Origin of the sequence: Streptomyces alboniger, from assembly GCF_008704395.1 — a bacterium.
Classification (GTDB): domain Bacteria; phylum Actinomycetota; class Actinomycetes; order Streptomycetales; family Streptomycetaceae; genus Streptomyces; species Streptomyces alboniger.
In genome coordinates this window covers 4617995-4642136 of the sequence record NZ_CP023695.1, presented here as the reverse complement: position 1 = coordinate 4642136, position 24142 = coordinate 4617995, and the positions used below count along the sequence as shown (strand labels likewise).

Here is a 24142-nt window from a genome sequence, read left to right as displayed (position 1 = left end):
AGGAATCCCTGTTCAGGACCCCGGTGCCGATGGTACCGGGGTGATCGGCGTGCCCGAACGCGGGTTCGGCTGCAACCCCGGCTCCACACAGTCGAGTCGGAGAGGAAACAACATTGCGGCGCGGCCCGTGCATCCCCAGTTCTGACCTCAGCCACCGAAAGTCAGCCACGACGGCGGGGCGGCCGAACGAGCACCCGCCACGTATGCCTCCAGCAACCCCGTCCCGGTCTCAGCCACGCTGCCTCAATGCGTCACGGCCCTCGCCGTCGACCGGCCTTGGCGTTGCGGACGCGGCCTCGGTTCGGCGCTCGTCGGCCTGGTCCTGGTGCTCGAAGTGGTCGAGTTGCTTCCTGGTCCCCTCGACCGCTTCGGCGTTGTTGCGCGCTGAGTGGCGGGGGGCCGCCGGAGCGGTGGCGGAGACATGGAGCGGCGGCGGCCCCCGGCCGCCAGCGCGCGCGGCACGCCGCAGGCGGGCCGCCTTGATCCAGTAAAGAAACTCTGAACAGCTCCGCTGCGCTCGGGCTCGCGCAGCACGCACCGATGGCATGGCAGCGAACGGGGAGACATGTCCGACCAGGTAAGCCAGATAGAAGGGGAGTTGAGCGTCATTCACAGCCCGGAGTCCGCAGAGGTGTCTGCTCTGGTCCGTGAGATCACGGCCATGGTGGCCAGGCTCAGCCGTGAGACGCGGGAGCTACGGCACGAGGTGGCACGACTCAGGACCGCGGATCGCGTCGAGCCTTCTTCAGCTCCTCGACTTCCCGGCGCAACTCCTGATGCTCGGCGCTGAGTACGCGGATCTCGTCGCGCAACGCGGTGAGCACTTCAGCGAGGGAGGGCGGGGCCGTTTCCGAAGTCCGGGGCTCGCTGCCCTCGCTCTCGCCGTCCGCTGGCTCACGCTCGGGGTCGTTGGCCAGGTACCAGGCGGGCGGGGTGTAGTCGATGGCGAATTCGCCCGCGCTGTCGGCGACGGCCACATCAGCGACGAAGCTGCCGCGGCCGTGAATGGTGTAGATCAGCCCCTCGTCCCGCAGCACGTTCAGAGCGCTTCTCGCGGTCATGTTGGCGACCCCGAAGCGCTCTTGCAGCTCGCGGACGGGCGGCATCTGCTCACCGGGCTTGAAGCGGCCTTGCATGATCTCGCGCCGGAGCTCGTCGGCTGCGTGCTGATACGGCGGCCGGCGGTCCTGCTTCTTGTCTGGCGCGGGAGTCATGCCCTCAGAGTAGCCATCCCTAGCTGCCCTAGCACACCCCGCTGACATAGGTCACTACATACCTAGCTCACCCTTCATACTTGACAGTGCTAGGTCACCGAGGTTCTATAGATCGCACCTCACCGCCTCGTGGTGAGGCTTCTACCGAAGGGACTCAACTGTCATGGCTCGTATCCGTGTTGGCCTGCTCCCGACCGCCGCGTTCATGGTCGGCACCCTGCCGGTGCCCAAGTACGCGGACGCCGAGAAGACCCAGTTCGCGACCGACCGTGAGACAGGCGCGAAGTTGATGACGATCACCCTCTTCTTCATGGAGGAGGACCGCGCCGAGGCCCTGAAGATCACCGTTCCGGAGACCGGGCTCCCCAACGGCCTCAAGCCGGGACTGCCGGTGAAGCCGGTGGAACTGTTCGCCACCCCGTGGGCCCGCATCTTCAACGGCTCGCTGGCGGACGGCATCGCCTACCGCGCCGACCGCATCGACCTCCTCACCCCCGCCCCGGCCGCCGACGCGGCGTGAGCAGCCCCGCCCTCCGGTCCGGCGCTGAACGCGACCATCCGTCGCCTCACGCCGGGCCGGGCGCCCGCCCCAGTGCACTGCCCTTCCTCGACTACTCCAAGGAGCAATGAATGTCCGTGCAGGAGGTGTTCGGCATAGCCCCGCTCGTCGTACAGCTCGGCCTCGCCGTGATGGCCGTGTGGGCCGTGGTGTGGGTGGTCCGCTACGTGCGTGCCGACGCCATGACCCGACAGTCCATCCGTCAGGCCGTGCGCGTGCGGTGGGGCTGGAGGCGGCTCGCGCCCATGCTGAAGCTGTCGGTCACGGACAAGACTCCGACCGCGCTGGCATCTATGGCCAACACGACCAACAGGCCGGTCAAGCCCCGCGTGCTGATTCCGGCTCTGAAGGTCCGGCACGACGCGTACGGGGTGATCGCTCGGGCGACGTGCCTGCCCCGTGTCGGTCTCGAACAGTTCCAGAAGGCGGCTCCGCACCTGGCCGACGCCTGGGGCTGCACACGGGTCGCGGTCACCCAGGACAAGCCCGGACAGGTCGTCATCCGTGGTGTCCGCCTCGACCCGCTGAAGATCCCTACCGAGCATCACCCGACGGGTGAGGTGCCGGACGAGATCGCCCGGTGGGACCTGGGCGTGGACGAGTACGCGCAACCGGTGTCCGTGGACCTGACCCAGGTGCCCGGCGTGACTGTGGCTGGCCTTCCAGGCTTCGGGAAGACCTCGCTCATCAACCGTCTGATCTGCGACTGGGCACCTTCGCCCACGGTGCAGTTTGTGTGTGCCGACGGCAAGGTATCGACCGCCCGGGAGGGGGACTACGCCCACCTCGTGAAGCGGATGTTCGCCTTCGTCGGTGACGACCTCGAAGAGGCCAACGCCCTCTTCCGGCGCCTGGTGGACCTGCGCCGTGCCCGCGTCTCGGCCGCCGAACGCGTCCTGGGCGTCCAGAGCATGTGGGAGGTCGGGCCGTCCGCGACATGGCCGCTCGTCGTCGTGATCATCGACGAAGCGCACACCTACTTCCGCGACCACAAGGGCAGCGACCCCAAAACGAAAAAGCTGGCCGCTCTCGCCGCCGAGAACGCCCGGCTCGTCGAGGACCTGGTCAAGAAGGGCCGCAGCACGGGCATCCTCACCATCCTTGCCACCCAGAAGTCCACGGGCGACGCCATCCCCACGTTCATCCGCGACGTGTGCCCCATCGGCCTGTCCTTCGCCCAGAAGACCGCAGAAGCGGCCGTGGCCGCCCTCGGCGAGGACATCCGGGAGTGGCCCGACGCCAACCCGATCAATCTTCAGGACCGCTCCTACGTCGGCGTGGTCTCCATGAACCACCAGTCGCAACCCGGCTTCACCCGCATCCGCACCCCCTACGTCTCCGGCAGGGACAGCGCGGCCATCGCCGAGCAGACAGCCCATCTCACCGCCGACCCGGCCGACTTGCTCGCCGCCTGCCTCCCCGGCCTCGACCTCACCAAGCCGGGCCCGGGGGACACCACCCCGCCCATGGCGGCCTGACCGGCCACACCACCCGTCGCGTCCTCGCCCGGAAGGAGGTGAACACCCATGACTGAGGACCGCATCACTCAGCGCACCATCACAGCCGTGATGATCGTGATCGCCGCCCTGGCGTTCGTCTTCTCCTTCGGCAACGTCTGGTCCCTGGCCCTGCGCCTGGGCGTCCCCGCCCCCATCGCCCCGCTCATCGCACCGATGGTGGACCTCTCCGTGGTCGGCCTCCTCGTAGCCCTGCGCTATCTCTCCCTGCGCGGCATCCCGCCCGAGCAGACGACGGCCGCCACCCGCCTCATGCACGTCTCCGGCCTGCTGACCTTGGCCCTCAACGTCGCCGAACCCATCGCAGCCAAGCACTACGGTCGTGCCGCTGTCGACGCCGTGGCCCCGCTACTGCTCCTCGGCTGGGGAGCCGTCGGCCCGCAGCTCCTCCGCTGCTTCCACGCAGTCGCGAACGAGCCCGCCGCGCCAGCCACGGAACCCCCGACGGTTCCCGTCCCGGCGCCCACGCCTGCGGCCCCCACTGTCGACCAGGCACCCGCGCCCAGTCGGCCCGAGCCCTCGACCACGCCCGCACCGGCCGCTCCCGCGCTGAAGGTCCCCGAACCGCTGCTGACCGAAGCGCGCTCCATCGCCGCATCGCATTGTGCCGAGCACGGCGAGCCCATCACTGCGGCTCAGCTCAAGATGCGCCTGGCCATCGGGCTGCCCATGGCCACTGCCCTCCACGCGGCCCTGTAACTCCACCGTCGGCCTCCCCGGCGCTCCCCTCCTCGCCCGCCCTGGGCCCTGCCAGTCATGCCTGCGGACAGCAGCCCGAGCGCACTGAATCGCTGCTGCCCGCAGGCCCCACCCTCACGTCAGACGGGAGACCCCGCCACCCATGCGCCACCACCTCGACCTGCACCACGTGCTCAGCCCCGGCCTGCGGGACCTGATCGCCCTGGCCAACACCGACAACTTCGGCCGCGTCACCGAACAGGTCCGCGAGCTGCGCGGCTGCACCAACCCCGTCAACCTTCACGGCTGGACAGTCACCACCGACCAGGCAACCAAGGAAGTCGTCCGCTCCTACCGCTCCGAGGACGAACCGACCGGACGCCTCCTCACCACCTGCGGCAACCGCCGCTCCTCGCGCTGCCCCGCCTGCTCCCGGGTGTACGCCGCCGACACCTACCACCTGATCAAAGCCGGACTCTCCGGCGGCAAGAACGTCGCCGAAAGCGTCCGCGACCACCCCCGCGCCTTCGTCACCCTCACCGCCCCCTCCTTCGGCCCCGTCCACAACCGCAAGACCGACCCGGCAGGCAAGCCCCGCCCCTGCGCCTGCGGCACCCACCACACCGAAGACGCCCCAGAACTCGGCACACCGCTGCACCCGTCCACCTACGACTACACCGGCGCCGTGCTCTGGAACGCCCACGCAGGACAGCTCTGGGCACGCTTCACGATCTACCTCCGCCGAGCCCTCGCCGCCCACCTCGGCATGACACAAGAAGCCCTACGAACCGGCCTGCGTATCTCCTTCGCGAAGGTCGCCGAGTACCAAAAACGCGGCCTGGTCCACTTCCACGCCGTGATCCGCTTCGACGGCCCCAGCGGCCACACGAGCACCCCGCCCCCATGGGCCACCTTCGACGCCCTGAACGTCGCCGTCGGCCTGGCCGTCCGCCGCACTCGGCTCACCGTAGAGTCCGACGCCATCGGCGAACGGATCATGACCTGGGGCGAACGATTCAAGGTCGACCCCATCACCGCCCTCGGCGACGGCGAACTGACCGACGCCAAAGTCGCCGGATACGTCGCCAAGTACGCCACCAAGAACGCCGAAGGCGCGGGCACCGTGGACCGCACTCTCCTGTGCCGCCCCTGCAAGGGACGCGGCTACGTACGCGGTCCGGACGGCTTCCTCGACCTGTGCTCCGACTGCGACGGGACCGGACAGGCCGAACGCATCAAGGCCCTCCCCGTCCAGCACCACGCCCGCCAGATGATCCGCACTGCCTGGGACCTCGGCCACCTGCCGGAGTTCGCCCACCTCAAGCTCTGGAAGTGGGCCCACATGCTCGGCTTCCGCGGCCACTTCTCCAGCAAGTCCCGCGCCTACTCCACCACCCTCGGCGCCCTGCGCGACGTACGCCGGGCCTGGCGCCTCGCCACCGCCCGCGCCCACCGCGGCCTCCCCGACGAAGAGCCCACCACCCTGGTCACCGACTCCGCCTGGACCTTCCTCGGCACCGGCTACCGCCCCGGCGAAGAACTCCTCGCCGCCCACGTCCGCCACGACCAAGCACTCAAGCAACGCGCCAAGACGGAAGGAGACCCGTGGCTGTGAGCGCCACCCGAGACCCCAAACTCACCCTCGTGGAAGCGCTCGACGAGCTCGGCATGTCGCGGGCGGCCTTCTACCGGCTACGCGCACGCGGCAAAGCACCCCGACTCCTGAAGCTGCCCAACGGCCAGATACGCATCCGCCGCTCCGACCTCGACTCGTGGTGGGACACCTGCGAGGTATCCGCGTGCTGACCTACGACGTGCGTGTCTACAGCATCGAGACGCGTCCCGACCGCCCCAAGCCCTACCGCGTTCGCTGGCTGGTCGGCCCGCAGAAGCACTCCAAGAGCTACACCCTTAAGGCTCAGGCAGACGGTCGTCGCTCCGAGCTGATGGCCTCCCTGCGCAAGGGCGACCAGTTTGACGTCGAGACGGGCTTGCCCACCTCCGAACTCCGGGCGTTGCACGGGTCCGTGACCTGGTACGAGCACACACGCTCGTACATCGACCGCAGGTGGGACCGCCTCCCTGCGAAGTCCCGCCGGAACGACGCGGACGCCCTGGCCACCATCACCCCCGCCCTGGTGAAGACGACCGTGGGCCGGCCGCCCGCTCGCGCGCTCCGCACGGCCCTGTACGGGTGGGCGTACAACAAGAGCCGCTGGGATCAGGAGCACCCCACGGAGGTCGCGGACGCGCTGCGCTGGGTGGAGAAGAACTCCGTACCCGTCTCGGCGCTGGAAGACCCCGGGACGATTCGGTTGGCGCTGGACGCTCTGTCGACACTGCTTGATGGCTCTCCTGCGGCCGGACGTACGGCCAACCGCAAGCGGGCCTGTCTCAGCGACGTACTCGGGCTCGCGGTGGAACGGCGGTACTTCAGCGTTCCCGTGAATCCGCTGACCACGGTGAAGTGGACGCCTCCGAAGTCAGCGGAGGAGGTTGACCCTGCGAGCGTCGCCAACCCTCGGCAGGTTCAGAAGCTGCTCGAAGCCGTGCGCGCACAGGGCGACCGTGGCGCCCATCTCGAAGCCTTCTTCGGGTGCCTCTACTACGCCGCCATGCGCCCCGCTGAAGCCGTAGGTCTGACTGCGTCGCAGTGCCACCTTCCCAAGCATGGATGGGGTCGGCTCACGCTTCGTGGCGGCATCGTCCACGCGGGCCACGGCTGGACGGACGACGACCGGGCCCACCAACATCGCCATCTGAAGGCACGAGCAGCTCGGGACTCGCGGGTGGTCCCGATTCCGCCGCACTTCGTGGCCATGCTCCGGTGGCACCTCGCGCGCTTCGGCGCGGCTCCGGACGGGCGGCTCTTTCGAACGAGTCGCGGCGGCGTGATTCAGGACACAGGCTACGGCGAGGTCTGGGCAGAAGCCCGGAGCACCGCCCTCTCCCCCATTGAGGTGGCGTCCCCGCTCGCTCGTCGCCCGTACGACCTTCGGTGTGCCGGGGTCTCCTTCTGGCTCTTCTCCGGGGTCGATCCGATGGAGGTCGCCCGTCGGGCCGGGCACTCCGTGGCCGTCCTCCTCCGGGTCTACGCGAAGGTCCTGGCGCAAGCGCAGGAGCGAGCGAACCGCCAGATAGAGGCTGGCCTGCGGGAATGGCACGGAAGCGACTCATCCCCCGGGGGACGCCTGGGGGACACGCGCTGATCAGGGCCGGGCCAGCCCGATATTCAGTGAGACAAGCCACGCGTTTCGACCAGCGTTCGAATCGCCGTGTTCGCATACGAAGAAACCCCCTCAGATCAACGTTTCCGCAGATCGGAGGGGGTTTACCTTCATGTGGCGGCGCCAGGATTCGAACCTGGGAAGGCTGAGCCGGCAGATTTACAGTCTGCTCCCTTTGGCCGCTCGGGCACACCGCCGGGGTTGCTGCCTCGCTCCGCTTTCGCGGCGCTCCGTGGCAACGACGTAAACGATACCTGATGCACCGGGGTGCTTCGCCACCCGATTGATCGGCACCCGGCGCGGGCGCGGTGGCTAGGCTTTGCGGATGCGGCCAGCGTCAGGCGGCCGTGTATCCGCTGAGTACGCACACCCCGATTCAAGGAGCCACAGGACATGGCCGACTCCAGTTTCGACATCGTCTCGAAGGTCGAGCGGCAGGAAGTCGACAACGCCCTCAACCAGGCCGCCAAGGAGATCTCGCAGCGCTACGACTTCAAGGGCACCGGCGCCTCGATCTCGTGGTCCGGCGAGAAGATCCTGATGGAGGCGACCGGCGAGGAGCGGGTCAAGGCGATCCTCGATGTCTTCCAGTCCAAGCTGGTCAAGCGCGGCATCTCGCTGAAGGCGCTGGACGCGGGCGAGCCGCAGCTGTCCGGCAAGGAGTACAAGATCTTCGCGTCCATCGAGGAGGGCATCTCCCAGGAGAACGCGAAGAAGGTCGCAAAGATCATCCGCGACGAGGGCCCGAAGGGCGTCAAGGCGCAGGTCCAGGGCGACGAGCTGCGCGTCAGCTCGAAGAGCCGCGACGACCTCCAGGCCGTGCAGACGCTGCTCAAGGGCCAGGACTTCGACTTCGCGCTGCAGTTCGTCAACTACCGGTAAGCAAGTTCGCAGGGCGCGAGGGGGGCACAGCACCGAGGACGGTCTCGGCGGTGTGCCCCCGCCGCGTCCCCGCCGTCCGAGCGGAGCCGCTCCTGGCTCATTCTCGCCCTGTTCATGATCGTCGCCCCCGCAGTACCGTCCCGAGCCATGAACATGAGGGGGATGCGGACGTACTGGGGCTACATCGCGGCGGCGGCTCTGATCGCCGCATGGAGCAGTCGTGCCGCCACCGCTGTGATCGTGGTCCTCTCGCTGGCGGTCGTCTCGTACGCGACCTTTCAGTTTCCCGTGTGGTGCGGGGCGGTCAATCGCAACGGCACCTACTGCCGGCGCAACGCTTCGGGGATCTTGATGGGCTGCAATCTCCGTCAGCACCGGTGGCAGAAGATCAAGTTGGTGGTTCTGCGGAGCAAGGCGGGAGACATCTCCAGGTCGATCTTCCCGACCGCCAAGGAGAAGTTCGCGGCGTTCATCGCCATCGGTGGTCTCGCGTCCGCCATCGCCGCCGTGATCGTGCCGGTGGTGACCGACTGAGCCGCCCGACGCGGTGCGAGGGAACGGCCTCTCAGCGCCGCGAGTGGCCGAAAAGGATGCGGTAGGCGACGAGCAGGACGAGGGAGCCGCCGATGGCCGCCGCCCAGGTGGCACCGTCGTAGAAATCGTTGACGATCGGGCGGTCGAGGTAGCGGGCGGAGATCCAGCCGCCGAGAAAGGCGCCCGCGATGCCGATGACGGTCGTGCCGATGAAGCCGCCGGGGTCGCGGCCGGGCAGCAGCAGTTTGGCGACGGCTCCGGCGAGCAGCCCCAGAACGATCCAGCTGATGACGCCCATGCGATGACCCGGCCTTTCTCGCGCGGTGAGCTTTTGTGCGCTGTTGCCCTGGAGGACGCCTCTACGGAGAGCCGCGGTTGCGGTGATCCGTAAGGTGCGGCGCATGACACAACAACCAGAGCTCCGACGGACCCTCGGTGTCTTCGACGCGGTGGTGATCGGCCTCGGGTCGATGGTGGGCGCGGGGATCTTCGCCGCGCTCGGGCCCGCGGCGGGCGCGGCGGGGTCGGGGCTGCTGCTCGGGCTCGCGATCGCCGCGGTGGTGGCGTACTGCAACGCGACGGCGTCGGCGCGGCTCGCCGCCCGCTACCCCGCGTCGGGCGGGACCTACGTCTACGGGCGGGAACGGCTCGGGGAGTTCTGGGGGTACCTGGCGGGCTGGGCGTTCGTCGTCGGCAAGACCGCGTCGTGCGCGGCGATGGCGCTGACCGTGGGGGCGTACGTCTGGCCGGGCCAGGCCCACGCGGTGGCGGTGGCAGCCGTGGTGCTGCTGACGGCCGTGAACTATCTGGGCGTCCAGAAGTCGGCGTGGCTGACGCGGGGGATCGTGGCGGTGGTGCTCGCCGTGCTGGCGGCGGTCGTCGTCGCCTGCCTCGGGTCGGGGGCGGCCGGCGCGGAGCGGCTCGATGTGGGGCTCTCCAACGGGTTCGGTGGGGTGCTGGAGGCCGCGGGGCTGCTGTTCTTCGCCTTCGCTGGGTACGCCCGCATCGCGACGCTCGGCGAGGAGGTGCGCGATCCGGCGCGGACCATTCCGCGGGCGATCCCGGTGGCGTTGGGCATCGCTCTGTGCGTGTACGCGGGCGTGGCGGTCGCCGTGCTCTCCGTCCTCGGGCCCTCGGGGCTCGCCGGGGCGACCGCGCCGCTGGCCGACGCGGTGCGGGCGGCGGGCGTGCCGGGGCTCGTGCCCGTCGTGCGGGTGGGGGCCGCGGTGGCGGCGCTCGGCTCGCTCCTCGCACTGATCCTGGGCGTCTCGCGGACGACGCTGGCCATGGCGCGGGACCGGCACCTGCCGGGGGCGCTGGCGGCCGTGCATCCGCGCTTCCGGGTGCCCCACCGCGCGGAACTGGCCGTGGGCGCGGTGGTGGCGGTGGCCGCCGCGACGGTGGATGTGCGTGGGGCGATCGGCTTCTCCTCCTTCGGGGTGCTCGTCTACTACGCGATCGCCAACGCCTCGGCGTGGACGCTCGGTTCGTCGCCCGCCGCGCGGGTCCTGCCAGCGGTGGGCGGCCTCGGGTGCGTGGTACTGGCGTTCGCGCTGCCGGTGACCTCGGTGGTGGCCGGTGGGACGGTGCTGGCGGTGGGGGTGGCGGCTTACGGGGTGCGGTGGCGGTTGCGTTGAGGGCGGGGGATTTGGGCGGGGCGTCTTTGGGTGGGGGCCACCTTCGGGTTGGGGGCCCCTTCGGGTAACGGCACCTTTAGGCGAGAGGTCCGGCGGGCTTGGCGTATCAGGCAGGGCGGTACGCGTGCGGCACGCTCGGGCGTGGGCGGGCGTCATGCGAGCGTCGACCGGACGTCGTAGGGGCGTCGTACGGGCGCGCTTGCCGGGCGAGCGGCACGCGCGGGGGAACCTGCCAGGCGGGCAGCGCGCGGCGCAGCTTCTCAGGGGAGCAGCACGCGCGGCACGCTTCTCGGACGAGCGGCACGCACGCGCCCCCGGTCGAGCGTCACGCGTGTGCTACCCGCGCCTGGGCGTCGTGCCAACTCGGCAGCTCCAGGCCCTGGTTGTCCTCCTCGTACCACCCGGTGCCGTCGAGCCACGCGGTCAGCCAGGCCGTGAGGCTCGGGGAGTCGATGAACCAGGCGTGGTCGGGGTCGCCGCCGTTGGGCTCGAAGAGCAACACCTGGGCTGAGTCCGTGCGGCAGTCCACGCATGCGTACATCCCGCAGCCCCATTGGGATATCGGCAGTACGCCTTCCGGCCAGCCCCAGTCGTCGGCATGGCGCATCGCGAGGTACTTCTCGACGACCGCGGGCTCGCCTCCGGAGGACTTGTTCTCCAGCAGGGGCAACAGGCCGTATTCCGGGCCGAATCCGCCGTCGCCTATGCGGGTGTACAGCGCGGCGAGCAGCGGGGGCAGGCGGAAGCCCAGGGCCGCCTCCGCGCGGGCCAGGGTGTCCGCGTCCACGGGGGCGGGCAGGACGTCCCAGCCCCAGGGGCGGGTGGCGCGCGCCTCGGCGGCGACGCGGGCCAGCAACTGCTCGGTGTCGGTCATGAGTTCATGGTGGACCACGGCACTGACAATCGGCGCCGAGCGTGGTGTGACGCCCAGGGCCCTCCGGGGCCGCGCCCCGGAGGGTGCTGGATTCTAGTAGCGCGCGGTGAACGGCTGGTCCGTGCGGACGATGTCGCGGCCGAGCGGCAGCAGCGAGACCGGGATCAGCTTGAAGTTGGCCACACCCAGGGGGATGCCGATGATCGTGACGCACAGGAGGATGCCCGTCACGATGTGACCGAGGGCGAGCCACCAGCCCGCGAGGACCAGCCACAGGACGTTGCCGACGCAAGAAGGCGCGCCCGCGTCGCGGCGCTCGACCGTGGTGTAGCCGAAGGGCCACAGGGCATAGCGGCCGATGCGGAAGCTGGCAAGGCCGAACGGGATGCCGATGATCGTGACGCAGAGCAGCACGCCCGCCAGCAGGTAGGCCAGGAACATCCAGAAGCCGCAGAGGACGAGCCATATGACGTTGAGGATTGTCTTCACTGGTGGCGACCTGCCATCTGCTCGAGTCGGGCGATGCGCTCCGCCATCGGCGGATGCGTGGAGAACATCTTGGACATGCCCTGCCCCGGGCGGAAGGGGTTCGCGATCATCATGTGACTCGCCGTCTCGAGACGGGGCTCGGGCGGTAGCGGCAACTGCTTCGTGCCCGCTTCGAGTTTGCGCAGGGCGCTCGCGAGCGCGAGCGGGTCGCCGGTCAGTTGCGCGCCGGACGCGTCGGCCTCGTACTCCCTGGAACGGCTGATCGCCAGCTGGATGATCGAGGCCGCGAGCGGGCCGAGCAGCACGATCAGAAGCATTCCGAAGATGCCGGGGCCGTCGTTGTCGTTCGAGCGGCCGACGGGGATCAGCCAGGCGAAGTTGACAAGGAACATGATCACGGAGGCCAGGGCGCCCGCGACCGAGGAGATCAGGATGTCGCGGTTGTAGACGTGACTCAGCTCGTGGCCGATGACGCCGCGCAGCTCGCGCTCGTCGAGGAGGCGCAGGATGCCGTCGGTGCAGCACACCGCCGCGTTGCGCGGGTTGCGGCCGGTCGCAAAGGCGTTCGGGGCCTCGGTGGGTGAGATGTACAGGCGGGGCATGGGCTGGCGGGCCTGGGTGGAGAGTTCGCGGACCATGCGGTACAGCGCGGGGGCCTCGAATTCGCTCACCGGGCGGGCGCGCATGGCTCGCAGGGCGAGCTTGTCGCTGTTCCAGTACGCGTACGCGTTGGTGCCGAGGGCTACCAAGAGCGCGACGAAGAGGCCCGTACGCCCGAAGAAGCTGCCGATGACGAGGATGAGTCCGGACAGTCCCCCGAGGAGTACGGCGGTCTTCAACCCGTTGTGCCGGCGGTGCACGGTACGCCCTCCTGGTGGTGCGTGGGGGAACCCTCTGCTGACTGGTGCTTCCACTGTTCAGTGGACCCTCCCGTACTGGTCAACGCCAGGCGGGGAGCACTAGTTCCCTTGTGCGCTCAGGAGCGGTGTAGGCCACGCGGGTGAGGGCCCGCGTGGCGCGCCGGGGCGGCCCGGGGGCCCGTGTCAGAAGAGGCCGGTGTCCGAGAACCTCAGGACGAGCTGGGGCGCTCCGGAGAGCGCGACGCCGAGGACCGCGGTCAGCGCGATGGCCGCCGTCAGGGGGGCGGGTACGCGGTGCCTGACCGGCTCGCCCTCGGGGGCGCGGAACAGGAGAGCGGTCCACTGGAGGTAGTAGTAGAGCGCGATCACGACGTTCACGGCCATCACCACGGCCAGCCAGCCGAGGCCCGCGTCGACCGCGGCCGAGAAGACCGTGACCTTGGCGAAGAGGCCGATGATGCCGGGCGGCAGGCCCGCTAGGCAGAGCAGGAAGAAGGACAGGACGAGGGCGGCCAGGGGGCTGCGCGTGTACAGGCCCCGGTAGTCGCTGACGCGGTTCAGGCGCTGGGTGCGGCCGACGAGCGCGGCCACGGCGAAGGCGCCGAGGTTCACCGCCGCGTACATTAGGGCGTACGCGACGGTGGAGCCGATCGCCTTCTCGGCGCCCGCCTCGTTGTCGGCGTATCCGGCGGCGGCGATCGGCACCAGGAGATAGCCGGCCTGGCCGACCGAGGACCAGGCGAGGAGGCGGACCGCGCTGTACGCGCGCGTGGTCTGCTGCCGCAGGGCGGCGACGTTGCCCGCGGTCATGGTGAGCGCGGCGAGGACGGCGAGCACGGGGCCCCAGACGTCCGCGTACGAGGGGAAGGCGACCACGGTGACGAGGATGAGGCCGGTGAACCCGACGGCCTTGCCGACGACCGACAGGTAGGCGGCGACGGGCAGCGGCGCGCCTACGTAGGTGTCCGGTACCCAGAAGTGGAAGGGCACGGCGGCCACCTTGAAGGCGAAGCCGACGAGGGTGAGGGCGACACCGGCCTGGGCGAGGGTGTGCAGCTGTCCGTCGGTGACCTGGTCGCCTTGGAGCTTGGTGGCGATCTCCGTGAGGTGCAGGGTGCCGGTCGCCGCGTACACGAAGCTGACGCCCAGGAGGCTCACGGCGGTCGCGGTGACCGAGGACAGGAAGAACTTCAGGGCCGCTTCGGAGGAGCGCTTGTCGCCGTGCCTGAGGCCGACGAGGGCAAAGGCGGGCAGGGAGGCGACCTCCAGGGCGACGATGAGCGTCGCGAGGTCGCGCGAGGCGGGCAGCAGGGCGGCGCCCGCGGCGGAGGAGAGCAGCAGGAACCAGAACTCTCCTGCGGGGAGTTCCCCCTTGGTGCCCTTCTCGTCCTTCAGGGTGCTCATGGAGAGCAGGGCGGCCAGCAGGGCGCCGCCGAGGACGAGGAGTTGGATGACGAGGGTGAAGCGGTCGGCGGTGTAGCTGCACGCGTGCGCGCCGCCCCCGGTCAGGCAGAAGGTCGAGCGGTCGTCGTCCAGGAGGGGCAGGAGGGAGAGTGCCGCCGCGGCCAGGCCCGCCACGGAGATCCAGCCGAGGAGCGCCTTCTTGGCGTCGCCTACGAAGAGGTCGGCTACGAGCACGACGAGGCCGACGACGGCCGCGATGGTCGGCGGCGCGATCGCGAGCCAGTCGACGGACTGGACCAAGCTTGAAGCGCTTTCGGCGTCCACGGTCACGACTTGCCTCCAGTGAGGAGCTTCTGCACGGCCGGGTCGGTCAGGCCGAGGAGAGCCGCGGGCCAGAGTCCGGCGAGGACGGTGAGGGCGACGAGGGGGGCCCAGGCGGCGAGTTCGTAGCCCTGGACGTCGGCGGGCGCCTGGGGCGCGGGCTCGGCGGTGGGCCGCGGCATCGGGCCCATGCAGACACGGCGTACGACGATGAGCATGTACGCGGCGGTGAGCAGGGTGCCGAACGCGGCGATCGCCATGAAGGTGAGGAAGGCGGGGCGGCTCAGGTCGTCGGCGGGCTCGAACGCGCCGAACAGCGCGAGCATTTCGCCCCAGAACCCGGCGAGGCCGGGCAGGCCGAGCGAGGCGACGGCGCCGAAGGCGAGCAGGGCGCCGAGGCGGGGTGCCTTGCCGTAGAGGGCGGCGCCGGACTCCTGTGCGAGGGAGTCGAGGTCGGTGGTGCCGGTGCGGTCCTTGAGCGCGCCGACGAGGAAGAAGAGCAGGCCGGTGATGAGGCCGTGCGCGATGTTGGCGAACAGCGCGCCGTTCACGCCGGTCGGGCTCATCGTCGCGATGCCGAGCAGGACGAAGCCCATGTGGCCGACGGACGAGTACGCGATGAGGCGCTTGAGGTCGCCCTTCGCGCCCCGCTTGGCGAGCGCGAGGCAGGCGAGGGATCCGTAGATGATCCCGACGACCGCGAAGGCCGCGAGGTACGGCGCGAACTCCCGCATCCCGTCCGGGGCGATGGGCAGCAGAATGCGGATGAACCCGTACGTTCCCATCTTCAGCAGCACGCCGGCCAGCAGGACCGAGCCGACAGTTGGCGCGGCGGTGTGGGCGTCCGGCAGCCAGCTGTGCAGCGGCCACATCGGCGTCTTGACCGCGAGCCCGACCCCGATCGCCAGAACGGCGATGACCTGCACGGATGTACTCAGGCCCGGGTCGTTGTCAGTGGCGAGTGCCACCATGTCGAAGGTGCCGGACTTGAGCCCGATGAGGAGCAGGCCCAGCAGCATCACGACGGACCCGAGCAGGGTGTAGAGGATGAACTTCCAGGCCGCCTGGGTTCGTTGCTCGCCACCCCAGCGGGCGATGAGGAAGTACATCGGGATGAGCACCATCTCGAATGCCAGGAAGAACAGCAGCAGATCGAGGACGGCGAAGGTCGCGAGGGTGCCGGACTCCAGGACGAGGATCAGTGCCACAAATGCCTTGGGGGACGGCCCGGAAGGCATTTTGAAATAGCTGTAGAGCGCGCAGAGGAAGGTCAGCAGCGCGGTCAGGACCAGAAGGGGGAGCGAGATGCCGTCGATGCCGAGGTGGATGCGCACATCGAGTGCGGGGATCCAGCTGATATCGGTCGTGGCCTGCATCTTCGACGGGTGGTCGTGGTCGAAGCCGAGCGCGAGGATGACCGCGGCGAGCAGGATCGCGCCCGTCACGATCACGCCGTGGCGCAGCACGGCCTGGTCGGGCGACTTTCCCTTCAGTCCGGGCGGGGCCGGCAGGAGAGCGGCCACCGCGCCGATGAGCGGGCCGACGACGATCAACGCCAGAAGAAACTGCATCACGGACTCACTGATACCGATCACGGCTGCTCACGCTCCGGCGGTGGCGACGAGGACGGCGGCGACGGCCAGGACGACCGTGCCTGCGAGCAGCGCGCTCAGATAGGTCTGTACGTTGCCGGTCTGCGCGCGCCGGACGGCCGCGCCGAGCCAGCGGGGTGCGGTGCCCGCGCCCCGCACGTACGTCTCGACGACCTCGCGGTCGAGGAAGCGCACGAGGCGTGCGGCGGCCTGCACCGGGCGGACGAAGAGGACGGCGTAGGCGGCGTCCAGGCGGAAGCCGGCGGCCGCGTGGCGGTGCAGGGGGCCGAGCAGCAGGCGGCCCGGGTCGGCCGGGTCGTGGGCCGAGGCCACGTCTCCGTACGCGGGGGCGTGCGAGGCGATGGCCTCCGACTCGACCTGTCCCCCGTCTCCGTCCGGGCTCACCGCGACCGCGCCCATCGGGACGCGGGCGGCGAGCGAGGTGGTGTGCCGCCAGGCGCCGTAGGTGACGAGACCGCCGATGAGGGCGAGGCCCGTCCCGACGACGGAGGTCGTGAGCGTCGGCGAGAGCGAGCGGCCGTCGAACCAGTCCGGCAGGACACCGACGGCCAGGCCGAAGGCGAGGGAGGGGACGGCGAGCACCCACAGCACGGCCGTCATGGCGAGGGGCTGCCTTCCGTGGTCCGGGGCTTCGGCTCCGCGGCCGTTGAAGGCGAGCAGCCACAGGCGCGTCGCGTAGGCGGCGGTGAGGAGGGCGGTGAGCAGACCGGCGACGAGGACGATCCAGCCCGCGGCGGTGGGCACGGACGCGGCGTGGCCCGTGGCCGTGTGCTCGGCGGCGCCGAGCACGGCCTCCTTGGAGAAGAAGCCGCTGAACGGCGGGATCGCGGCGAGCGCGAGGAGCGCCACGGTCATCGTCCAGTAGGCGTCGGGGACGCGGTCGCGCAGGCCCTTCATACGGGACATGGCGGCCAGCGAGTTGGTACCGGCGGCGTGGATGAGCACGCCCGCGGTGAGGAACAGCAGCGCCTTGAAGGCGCCGTGGGACAGGAGGTGGAAGACGGCGGCACCGCGGTCGCCGACAGCGAGGGCGCCGGTCATGTAGCCGAGCTGGCCGATCGTCGAGTACGCGAGGACGCGCTTGATGTCGTCCTGGGCGAGCGCGGCGAGGGCCGAACCGGCCATCGTGACGGCCGCCATGACGGCGAGGACGACCAGGGCCGCCCCGGAGGCGGCGAAGACGGGCAGGAGGCGGGCCACGAAGTAGACACCGGCGGCGACCATCGTCGCGGCGTGGATCAGCGCGGAGACGGGCGTCGGGCCCGCCATCGCGTCGGGCAGCCAGGTGTGCAGCGGGAACTGCGCCGACTTGCCCGCCACGCCCGCGAGGAGCAGCAGGGCGACGAGCGTGGGGTGGTCCAGGCGGCCGTCCGCGACCGTCGCGAGGACCGTCGTGACGCGGAACGAGCCTGCGTCCGCGGCGAGGGCGAAGAGGCCGATCAGGAAGGGGACATCGCCGAGCTTGGTGACCAGGAAGGCCTTCAGGGAAGCGGCGCGCGCCTCGGGCGTCTCCCAGTAGTGGCCGACGAGGAAGTACGAGCAGATGCCCATGATCTCCCAGCCGACCAGGAGCACCATCAGGTCGCCGGAGTAGACGACGAGCAGCATCGCGGAGGTGAAGAGGGAGACGAGGGCGGCGTAGGAGGGATAGCGCGGGTCGTCGCGCAGGTAACCCGTCGAGTAGATCTGCACGCAGGAGGCGACGACGCCGACCAAGACGGCGACGAGGGCGGCGAAGCCGTCGATGTGCAGGGCGAGTTCGATGGGGACCGAGCCGGTCGGGGTGAGTTCGGTGGCGGCGTCGACGGACTTGTCGCCGCCCTGGCGGACGGCCACGAGTACGGCGAGGAGCAGGGCCGTCAGCGTGGGCAGGACCGCGAGGGGGCGTACGAGTCCGGGGGTCCTGCGGCCGAGCAGCAGGCCCGCGGCCGCGCCCAGGAACGGGAGGAGGGGGACGAGGACGGCGAGGGTGGTCGTGGTCACGCGGTGGCCTCGGCCTTCTGCGACTGCGGTGACTGCTGCGGTTCCTGGGACTCGTCCGGCTCCTGGGACTCCCGTGCGTCCTGGGAGTCGTCCGGCGCGGAGGGCTCGGCGGTGTCGCGGAGGTCGTCGACGGCGGAGGTGCCGCGGTTGCGGTAGACGGCGAGGACGATCGCGAGGCCGATACCGATCTCGGCGGCGGCGATGGCGATGACGAAGAGGGTCAGGGCCTGGCCGGCGTGGAGGGAGTCGCGGAGCCAGACGTCGAAGGCGACGAGGTTGAGGTTGACGGCGTTGAGCATCAGCTCGACGGACATCAGGACCAGGATCGCGTTGCGCCGGGCGAGTACGCCGTAGAGGCCCACGCAGAAGAGGAGGACGGCGAGGACGGCGGGATAGGCGAGGTGGAGGTGCATCAGCGGTCTCCCTCCGGGGCGGGTGTGCCCTTGGCCGTCTTGCGGGACAGGACGATCGCGCCGACGAGGGCGGCGAGGAGGAGGACCGACAGCGCCTCGAAGGGGAGCACCCAGTGCCGGAAGAGGATCGAGCCGGTCACGTCGGTGGAGCCCTGGGCGGCGCCGTCCAGGTCGATCACCGTGGTGCGGAAGGCGTCCACGACGACCCAGACCAGGGCGGCGGCAGCGGCGGCGGCCACCGCGAGCGCCACTGGGCGGTTGCCCGAATCGGCGTCCGGGGACCGGCCGATGGGTGCCCTGGTGAGCATCAGACCGAAGAGGAGGAGGACCACGACGGAACCGACGTAGATGAGGACCTGCACCCAGGCGATGAACTCCGCGGTGAGCAGGAGGTACTCGACGGCGAGGCCGCCGAGTGCCACGACCAGCCACAGGGCGGCGTGCACCAGTTGGCGTGTCGTGACGGTGATGACCGCCGCGCCGAGGGTGACGAGGCCGACGAGGAGAAAGGCGATCTCGACGCCGGTCGGGGAGAGGAATCCGTGGGTCTCGGCGGTCTTGGCCGCGGATGCCGCGGTGGCTGCTGCGAGGGTCACGACTCCCCTTCCTTCGTCCCGGGCGGGGTGGCCTCGGCGGCGGCCTGTTTCTCCGCGGCCTTGCGGGCCGCGGCGAGCTCCTTCGGCTCCTCGGCGCCGGGGTCGAGGGCGGGCGGAGCCGGGACCGTCCACATCCACTCGCGGAGTTTGTCGCGCTCGTGGGTGAGTTCGTGGATGTCGGTCTCGGCGTACTCGAACTCGGGGGACCAGAAGAGGGCGTCGAAGGGGCAGACCTCGATGCAGATGCCGCAGTACATGCAGAGGGAGAAGTCGATGGCGAAGCGGTCGAGGACGTTGCGGCTGCGCTCGCGGCCGCCGGGGGCGGCGGGCGGGACCGTCTCCTTGTGGGAGTCGATGTAGATGCACCAGTCGGGGCACTCGCGGGCGCACAGCATGCAGACCGTGCAGTTCTCCTCGAACAGGCCGATGACGCCCCGGGTGCGGGGCGGCAGTTCGGGCTGGTGCTCCGGGTACTGCTCGGTGACGGTCTTCTTCGTCATCGTGCGGAGGGTGACGGCGAGGCCCTTGGCGAGGCCGGATCCGGGGACGGGAGACATGGTTAGGAGATCGCCACCTTCACGATTCCGGTGAGCGCGATCTGCGCGAGAGCGAGGGGGACGAGGGTGGTCCAGGCAAGTTTCTGGAGCTGGTCCTCGCGGAGACGGGGGTAGGAGACGCGGAGCCAGATGACGACGAAGGCGAGGACGGCCGTCTTGAGCAGGGTCCAGACCCAGCCCAGGCCGTCGGCGCCCCAGGGGCCGTGCCAGCCGCCCAGGAAGAGGACGGTGGTCAGGCCGCACAGGACGACGATTCCGGCGTACTCGGCGAGGAGGAAGAGGGCGAAGCGCAGGCCCGTGTACTCGGTGTAGGCGCCGAAGATGATCTCGGAGTCGGCGACCGGCATGTCGAAGGGCGGGCGCTGGAGTTCGGCGAGGCCCGCGACGAAGAAGACGAGGGCGCCGGTGATCTGCCAAGGCAGCCACCACCACTCGAACGCGTCGACGATGCCGGGCAGGGAGACCGTGCCGGCCGCCATCGCGACCGAGGCGGCGGCGAGCAGCATCGGGAGTTCGTAGGCGAGGAGCTGGGCGGCGGTGCGCAGGCCGCCGAGGAGGGAGAACTTGTTGGCGCTGGCCCAGCCCGCCATGAGCGAGCCGAGTACGCCGATGCCCATGACCGCGAGGACGAAGAAGATGCCGGCGTCGACGACTTCGCCGACCGCGCCCTCGCCGGGGCCGATCGGGATGGCGACCAGGACGAGGAGGTAGGGCAGGAGGGCGATCGCGGGGGCGAGCTGGAAGACGCGGCGGTCGGCCTCGGCCGGGACGATGTCTTCCTTCTGGGCGAACTTGACGCCGTCGGCGACGAGTTGGGCCCAGCCGTGGAAGCCGCCCGCGTACATGGGGCCGAGGCGGCCCTGCATGTGGGCCATCACCTTGTGCTCGGTCTGGCCGATGACGAGGGGCAGGACCAGGAACGCCGCGAAGACGATGAGGAGGCGCAGGGCGACGTCGAGGGCGTCGTTCACTCGGTGCCTCCTGGGCGTTCGCCGTTCTCCGGGTTCTTGTCGGGGTCGGGTTCCGTGGCCTCGGTGGCCTCGGCGGGGGTGGGCTGCTCGGGCCCTGCGGGGTCGGCGTCGTCGAAGGTCGGGCGGGCGTGGTGCCACGGGGCGTCGGAGCTACGCGGGGCTGGGCGCCGCTTGGGCTCGGGCTCCGCGGCGGGCGCGGGGGCGGGCGCGGGCCTCGCCTCGGTGGCCGGGGACGCCTCGGTCGCCGGGCTCGCAGTCGCCTCGGAAGCGGGGCTCGCCTCGGTCGCGGGAGCCGGTTCCGGCACTGGCGGTGTCGCTGACGCCGCGTCCGTGGGCGAGGCCCCCGGCTCCGAAGAAGGCGAAGCTCCCGCCCGCTGGGACGCCGAACCCTGGCTGACGCTGCGGGAGCGCCTCGGGGGGCGGCTCGGGGCTGCCGGTTGCTGGGCTTCGGCGGGCTCAGCGGCCGTCTGGTCCACGGGCGGGGTGCCCCCGGTACCGGAAGCGCCGGCCGCTGGCGGGGTCGCCGCCTGGCTGGCCGAACCCTCGCTCACGGAGCGAGTCCGCCGCGCCGGACGGTCACCGGCCGCCGCACGACCAGCCGCACCCGCCGCACCCGCCGCACCGGCCGCACCCGCCGCGCGGCCAGCCGCTCCCGCGCCCCGGGCCGGGCGGGCCGGGGCTGCCGGGAGCTGGCCCTTGAAGGGGCCCCACTCGTTGGGGTCGGGGACGCCGGGGGGCAGCATCTGGCGGCGCTTGGGGCCGCCGTGTTCGGACTCGCCCGGCTCCTTGGCGCCCGGCCAGGCCTTCGCGACGCGGGCCGCGAGGACGAAGTCCTTGCGCAGCGGGTGGCCTTCGAAGGTCTCGGGGAGGAGGAGCGGGGTCAGCCCGGGGTGGCCCTCGAACACCACGCCGAACATCTCGTGTGTCTCGCGCTCGTGCCAGGCAGCGCCCGCGTAGACGTCGACCGCGGAGGCGAGTGCCGGTGCCTCGTGCGCGACCGTCGTGCGCAGGAGGAGGCGGCGTACGGGAGCGAGAGCCACCACGTGGGCGCAGATCTTGAAGCCCGTCCCCGGCTCGTCGACCGCGCTCAGCCAGTCGAAGTAGGTGCAGGCCAGCGTGGTGCGCGCGGTCTCAAGGGCGGTGGTCCACGCGGCGGGCGGGACGTCGACGGTCAGTACGTCGTACGACTCGTCGGCCGTGGCCTCCGCGCCGAACAGCTCCTCGACGGGGCTCGGCAGCCAGCCGGTCATGCCTGGGCCTCCCCCGGCGCGGGCGCCTTCACCAGGCCGCTGCGCAGCGCGGCCGGGGAGGGGCGGGGGCCGGTGCCGTTCCCGTACCGCTCCCCCAGAGACTCGGCGGCGATCTTCTCCTGGAGTTTGAGGATGCCCTGGAGCAGTGCCTCGGGCCGGGGCGGGCAGCCGGGGACGTAGACGTCGACGGGGATGATCTGGTCGACGCCCTTGGTGACGGAGTACGAGTCCCAGTAGGGGCCGCCGCAGTTGGAGCAGGCGCCGAAGGAGATGACGTACTTCGGTTCGGGCATCTGCTCGTACAGGCGCTTCACGGCGGGGGCCATCTTGTCCGTGACCGTGCCGGAGACGACCATCAGGTCGGCCTGGCGCGGGCCCGGTGCGAACGGGATGACGCCGAGCCGGATGAAGTCGTGGCGCGCCATGGAGGCGGCGATGAACTCGATGGCGCAGCAGGCGAGGCCGAAGTTGAAGACCCAGAGGGAGTAGCGGCGGCCCCAGTTGAGGACCACCTTCATCGGCTCGGGGGCCAGGCGGGAGAGCACGCCAAGCCGCTTCGGCTCCGGGAGGTCCACGGGAGCGGGGGTCACGGCACTCACGTCCATGTAAGGACGCCCTTCTTGTATGCGTACAGCAGGCCCACGGCGAGGAAGCCGAGGAAGATGAACATCTCCACGAGTGTCGTCGCGCCGTAGCCGGGCGCGGCGAAGACCGTCGCCCAGGGGAAGAGGAAGATCGAGTCGACGGCGAAGATCACGTAGAGGAAGGCGTAGACGTAGTACCGGACCTGGGTGTGGGCCCAGCCCTCGCCGACGGGGTCGACGCCGCACTCGTACGTCAGGAGTTTCTCGGGGGTCGGCACCACCGGGCGCAACAGCCTGCCCGCCCCGAAGGCGACGGCGACGAACAGCACGCCCACGAGGGCGAGCAGTCCGACGACGGAGTACGACTGGTAGTAGCTCGCCGCGACGTTCGTCACGTGCACGTCAGCCCCTCACACACGTCAGCCCCTCACTCCCTGACCGCCCTTGGTCCTGATCCTGATCCTGTTCGACGATCTGTACGCACGGGAGTCTAGGGCCTGCTAAAGGTTCAGTAAGCAGAGCGTCACGCATCGGTGCGGGCGGGGTGGGGTTATCCCCCGGACGCCCGGGCGGGGGCCCTCATGGCGTTACGGCGGCGCGCCGGGCACTCTGGCGCGTATGACCGCACGCACCACGCCCCTGCCCGACGACCGGCCGCCGACCGGACCCTTGGAAGATGTCCCGCCGCCGACCGGACCCTTGGATGATGTCCGACCGTCGGCCGGATCCCTTGACGACGATCGGCCGCCGCCCGCGCGGCTCGCGTACGGGGGGCACACCTGGAGGGAGATCGCGCAACTCCTGGGGAACCTGCCGATGGGCATCGCCGGCTTCGTCTACGCGGTGTTCACGCTGTCGCTGGGCGCGGGTCTGACGGTGACGGTCGTCGGTCTGCCGCTGCTCGCGGTGGGACTGGTCGGCGCGCGCTGGCTGGGCAAGGTCGAGCGGGCGCGGGCCAGGAAGCTGCTCGGGGTGCGGGTCGAGGAGCCGAGCCCGATGGCGGTGTTCGGCGGGAGCGGCTTCTTCGGGTGGCTCTGGTCGAGCCTGAAGGACCCGGTGGGGTGGCGCGCGATGCTGTACGCGTTCATCCGGTTGCCCTGGGGGGTGCTGACCTTCGCGGTCACGCTCGTCGGACTGTTCGTGCTCTGGCCCGTGCTGCCTTTCGTCGTGCGGGGGCTTACCAACGCCGACCGGGCGATGGTGCGCGGACTGCTCTGCCCCTCCGACGAGTTGGAGCGGCGTATCGCCGAACTGGAGTCCGACCGGGGGGTGGTCGTGGACACGGCCGCCGCGGATCTGCGCCGCATCGAGCGCGATCTGCACGACGGCGCGCAGGCCCGTCTCGTCGCCCTCGCGATGGGGCTCGGCCTCGCCAAGGAGAAGCTCCTGGAGGACCCCGACGCCGCGGCGACGATGGTCGACGAGGCGCACGGCGAGGTGAAGCTGGCCCTCCAGGAGCTGCGCGACCTGGCCCGCGGCATCCATCCGGCCGTCCTCACCGACCGGGGGCTGAACGCGGCGCTGTCCTCCGTCGCCTCCCGGTGCACGGTGCCGGTGAAGGTGAGCGCCGATCTGCCGGCGCGCCCGGCGGCCGCCATCGAGGGCATCGCGTACTTCACGGTCTCCGAGCTGCTTCAGAACATCAGCAAGCACAGCGGGGCGAGGAGCGCGAGCGTGGAGGTGTGGCGCGCGAAGGACCGGCTCCTCATCCAGGTGTGGGACGACGGCCGGGGCGGGGCCCGGCTGGACGGCGGCACGGGCATGGCGGGCCTCGCGGACCGGCTCGGCGCGGTCGACGGCCTCTTCGTGATCGACTCCCCGCAGGGCGGCCCGACGACGATCACGGCGGAGCTGCCGTGGCGCGACCGCGCGGGGGACCACGCTTCCGGCGCTCGCCGGGCGTGAGGTAGGGAAAACCCCCGCCTCAGGACGCCGACGCGCTCCATGGCCCGGGCGCCCGGCGGAGGCGAGGCTGGAGG

At 70.6% G+C, this 24142-nt stretch carries 25 protein-coding genes and 1 tRNA gene; 10 read left to right on the top strand and 16 right to left on the bottom strand.

Features of this window, described 5'->3' with window-relative positions:
• Window positions 1-716 precede the first annotated feature (716 nt).
• The gene (locus CP975_RS20765; protein ID WP_070321130.1) at window positions 717-1214 is read right to left on the bottom strand and encodes a GntR family transcriptional regulator; all 498 of its coding nucleotides are present in this window, start codon (window positions 1212-1214) and stop codon (window positions 717-719) included.
• A gap of 163 nt (window positions 1215-1377) precedes the next feature.
• On the opposite strand from CP975_RS20765, the gene CP975_RS20760 reads away from it, so the two are divergent.
• From CP975_RS20760 to CP975_RS20735, 6 genes are all read left to right on the top strand, one after another.
• Window positions 1378-1734, top strand: coding sequence for an SCO3933 family regulatory protein (locus CP975_RS20760; RefSeq protein WP_055527149.1), 357 nt, complete (start codon window positions 1378-1380; stop codon window positions 1732-1734).
• Window positions 1735-1844: 110 nt separating this feature from the next.
• Window positions 1845-3251: an FtsK/SpoIIIE domain-containing protein gene (locus CP975_RS20755; protein ID WP_055527150.1), complete on the top strand. Its 1407-nt coding sequence runs from the start codon at window positions 1845-1847 to the stop codon at window positions 3249-3251.
• Window positions 3252-3299: 48 nt separating this feature from the next.
• Entirely contained in the window at window positions 3300-3989 is a 690-nt protein-coding gene (locus CP975_RS20750) for a DUF2637 domain-containing protein (RefSeq protein WP_055527151.1), read from the top strand.
• A gap of 142 nt (window positions 3990-4131) precedes the next feature.
• Complete coding sequence (locus CP975_RS20745; protein WP_055527152.1) at window positions 4132-5583, top strand: replication initiator; 1452 nt, start codon at window positions 4132-4134, stop codon at window positions 5581-5583.
• Entirely contained in the window at window positions 5580-5774 is a 195-nt protein-coding gene (locus tag CP975_RS20740; RefSeq protein ID WP_281292888.1) for a helix-turn-helix transcriptional regulator, read from the top strand. The genes CP975_RS20745 and CP975_RS20740 overlap by 4 nt, the downstream gene beginning before the upstream one ends.
• Window positions 5771-7177, top strand: a complete 1407-nt coding sequence (locus tag CP975_RS20735; RefSeq protein ID WP_055527159.1) for a tyrosine-type recombinase/integrase — start codon at window positions 5771-5773, stop codon at window positions 7175-7177. The genes CP975_RS20740 and CP975_RS20735 overlap by 4 nt, the downstream gene beginning before the upstream one ends.
• Window positions 7178-7310: 133 nt before the next feature.
• Here CP975_RS20735 and CP975_RS20730 read toward each other — a convergent pair.
• Window positions 7311-7392, bottom strand: a tRNA-Tyr gene (locus tag CP975_RS20730).
• 196 nt (window positions 7393-7588) lie between these two features.
• Between CP975_RS20730 and CP975_RS20725 the strand changes: the two genes are divergently transcribed.
• Together CP975_RS20725 and CP975_RS20720 are read left to right on the top strand one after the other, a co-directional pair.
• Entirely contained in the window at window positions 7589-8077 is a 489-nt protein-coding gene (locus tag CP975_RS20725; RefSeq protein WP_030782653.1) for a YajQ family cyclic di-GMP-binding protein, read from the top strand.
• A gap of 147 nt (window positions 8078-8224) precedes the next feature.
• Window positions 8225-8611: a hypothetical protein gene (locus CP975_RS20720; protein ID WP_150477214.1), complete on the top strand. Its 387-nt coding sequence runs from the start codon at window positions 8225-8227 to the stop codon at window positions 8609-8611.
• Window positions 8612-8642: 31 nt separating this feature from the next.
• Here the strand turns inward: CP975_RS20720 and CP975_RS20715 are convergent, their stop codons facing one another.
• Window positions 8643-8909, bottom strand: a complete 267-nt coding sequence (locus CP975_RS20715) for a GlsB/YeaQ/YmgE family stress response membrane protein (protein WP_055527154.1) — start codon at window positions 8907-8909, stop codon at window positions 8643-8645.
• A gap of 103 nt (window positions 8910-9012) precedes the next feature.
• Here CP975_RS20715 and CP975_RS20710 point away from each other — a divergent pair, with 103 nt between their 5' ends.
• Window positions 9013-10248: an APC family permease gene (locus CP975_RS20710; protein WP_150477213.1), complete on the top strand. Its 1236-nt coding sequence runs from the start codon at window positions 9013-9015 to the stop codon at window positions 10246-10248.
• A 325-nt stretch (window positions 10249-10573) separates the two neighbouring features.
• Here CP975_RS20710 and CP975_RS20705 read toward each other — a convergent pair whose 3' ends face one another.
• The 13 genes from CP975_RS20705 to CP975_RS20645 all read right to left on the bottom strand — a co-directional run bounded on the left by CP975_RS20705 (window position 10574) and on the right by CP975_RS20645 (window position 22564).
• Window positions 10574-11122, bottom strand: coding sequence for an SMI1/KNR4 family protein (locus CP975_RS20705; RefSeq protein ID WP_150477212.1), 549 nt, complete (start codon window positions 11120-11122; stop codon window positions 10574-10576).
• A gap of 93 nt (window positions 11123-11215) precedes the next feature.
• On the bottom strand, window positions 11216-11611 hold the full coding sequence (locus CP975_RS20700; protein WP_030782671.1) for a YccF domain-containing protein: 396 nt from the start codon (window positions 11609-11611) through the stop codon (window positions 11216-11218).
• Entirely contained in the window at window positions 11608-12471 is an 864-nt protein-coding gene (gene htpX, locus CP975_RS20695) for a zinc metalloprotease HtpX (protein WP_055529884.1), read from the bottom strand. The genes CP975_RS20700 and htpX overlap by 4 nt, the downstream gene beginning before the upstream one ends.
• Window positions 12472-12654: 183 nt before the next feature.
• A complete protein-coding gene (locus tag CP975_RS20690) occupies window positions 12655-14205 on the bottom strand; it encodes an NADH-quinone oxidoreductase subunit N (protein WP_150477211.1) in 1551 nt (516 codons plus the stop codon).
• Window positions 14202-15791 carry an NADH-quinone oxidoreductase subunit M gene (locus tag CP975_RS20685; RefSeq protein ID WP_055529886.1) on the bottom strand — a complete coding sequence of 530 codons (1590 nt, stop codon included), beginning with the start codon at window positions 15789-15791 and terminating at the stop codon, window positions 14202-14204. Before CP975_RS20685 ends, CP975_RS20690 begins: the two co-directional genes overlap by 4 nt.
• Before the next feature lie 6 nt (window positions 15792-15797).
• Complete coding sequence (locus CP975_RS20680; protein WP_055529888.1) at window positions 15798-17792, bottom strand: NADH-quinone oxidoreductase subunit 5 family protein; 1995 nt, start codon at window positions 17790-17792, stop codon at window positions 15798-15800.
• The gene (gene nuoK, locus CP975_RS20675) at window positions 17789-18205 is read right to left on the bottom strand and encodes an NADH-quinone oxidoreductase subunit NuoK (RefSeq protein ID WP_055529890.1); all 417 of its coding nucleotides are present in this window, start codon (window positions 18203-18205) and stop codon (window positions 17789-17791) included. Before nuoK ends, CP975_RS20680 begins: the two co-directional genes overlap by 4 nt.
• Window positions 18205-18801, bottom strand: a complete 597-nt coding sequence (locus CP975_RS20670) for an NADH-quinone oxidoreductase subunit J family protein (protein ID WP_055529892.1) — start codon at window positions 18799-18801, stop codon at window positions 18205-18207. The genes nuoK and CP975_RS20670 overlap by 1 nt, the downstream gene beginning before the upstream one ends.
• The gene (locus CP975_RS20665; RefSeq protein WP_055529894.1) at window positions 18798-19358 is read right to left on the bottom strand and encodes a NuoI/complex I 23 kDa subunit family protein; all 561 of its coding nucleotides are present in this window, start codon (window positions 19356-19358) and stop codon (window positions 18798-18800) included. Before CP975_RS20665 ends, CP975_RS20670 begins: the two co-directional genes overlap by 4 nt.
• A 2-nt stretch (window positions 19359-19360) precedes the next feature.
• Window positions 19361-20329, bottom strand: coding sequence for a complex I subunit 1/NuoH family protein (locus CP975_RS20660; protein ID WP_055529897.1), 969 nt, complete (start codon window positions 20327-20329; stop codon window positions 19361-19363).
• A complete protein-coding gene (locus tag CP975_RS20655) occupies window positions 20326-21579 on the bottom strand; it encodes an NADH-quinone oxidoreductase subunit C (protein WP_150477210.1) in 1254 nt (417 codons plus the stop codon). Before CP975_RS20655 ends, CP975_RS20660 begins: the two co-directional genes overlap by 4 nt.
• Window positions 21576-22184, bottom strand: coding sequence for an NADH-quinone oxidoreductase subunit B (locus tag CP975_RS20650; RefSeq protein ID WP_030782703.1), 609 nt, complete (start codon window positions 22182-22184; stop codon window positions 21576-21578). The genes CP975_RS20655 and CP975_RS20650 overlap by 4 nt, the downstream gene beginning before the upstream one ends.
• Window positions 22175-22564: an NADH-quinone oxidoreductase subunit A gene (locus tag CP975_RS20645; protein ID WP_030782706.1), complete on the bottom strand. Its 390-nt coding sequence runs from the start codon at window positions 22562-22564 to the stop codon at window positions 22175-22177. Before CP975_RS20645 ends, CP975_RS20650 begins: the two co-directional genes overlap by 10 nt.
• 208 nt (window positions 22565-22772) lie before the next feature.
• On the opposite strand from CP975_RS20645, the gene CP975_RS20640 reads away from it, so the two are divergent.
• A complete protein-coding gene (locus CP975_RS20640) occupies window positions 22773-24068 on the top strand; it encodes a sensor histidine kinase (RefSeq protein WP_425474328.1) in 1296 nt (431 codons plus the stop codon).
• Window positions 24069-24142: the final 74 nt, after the last annotated feature.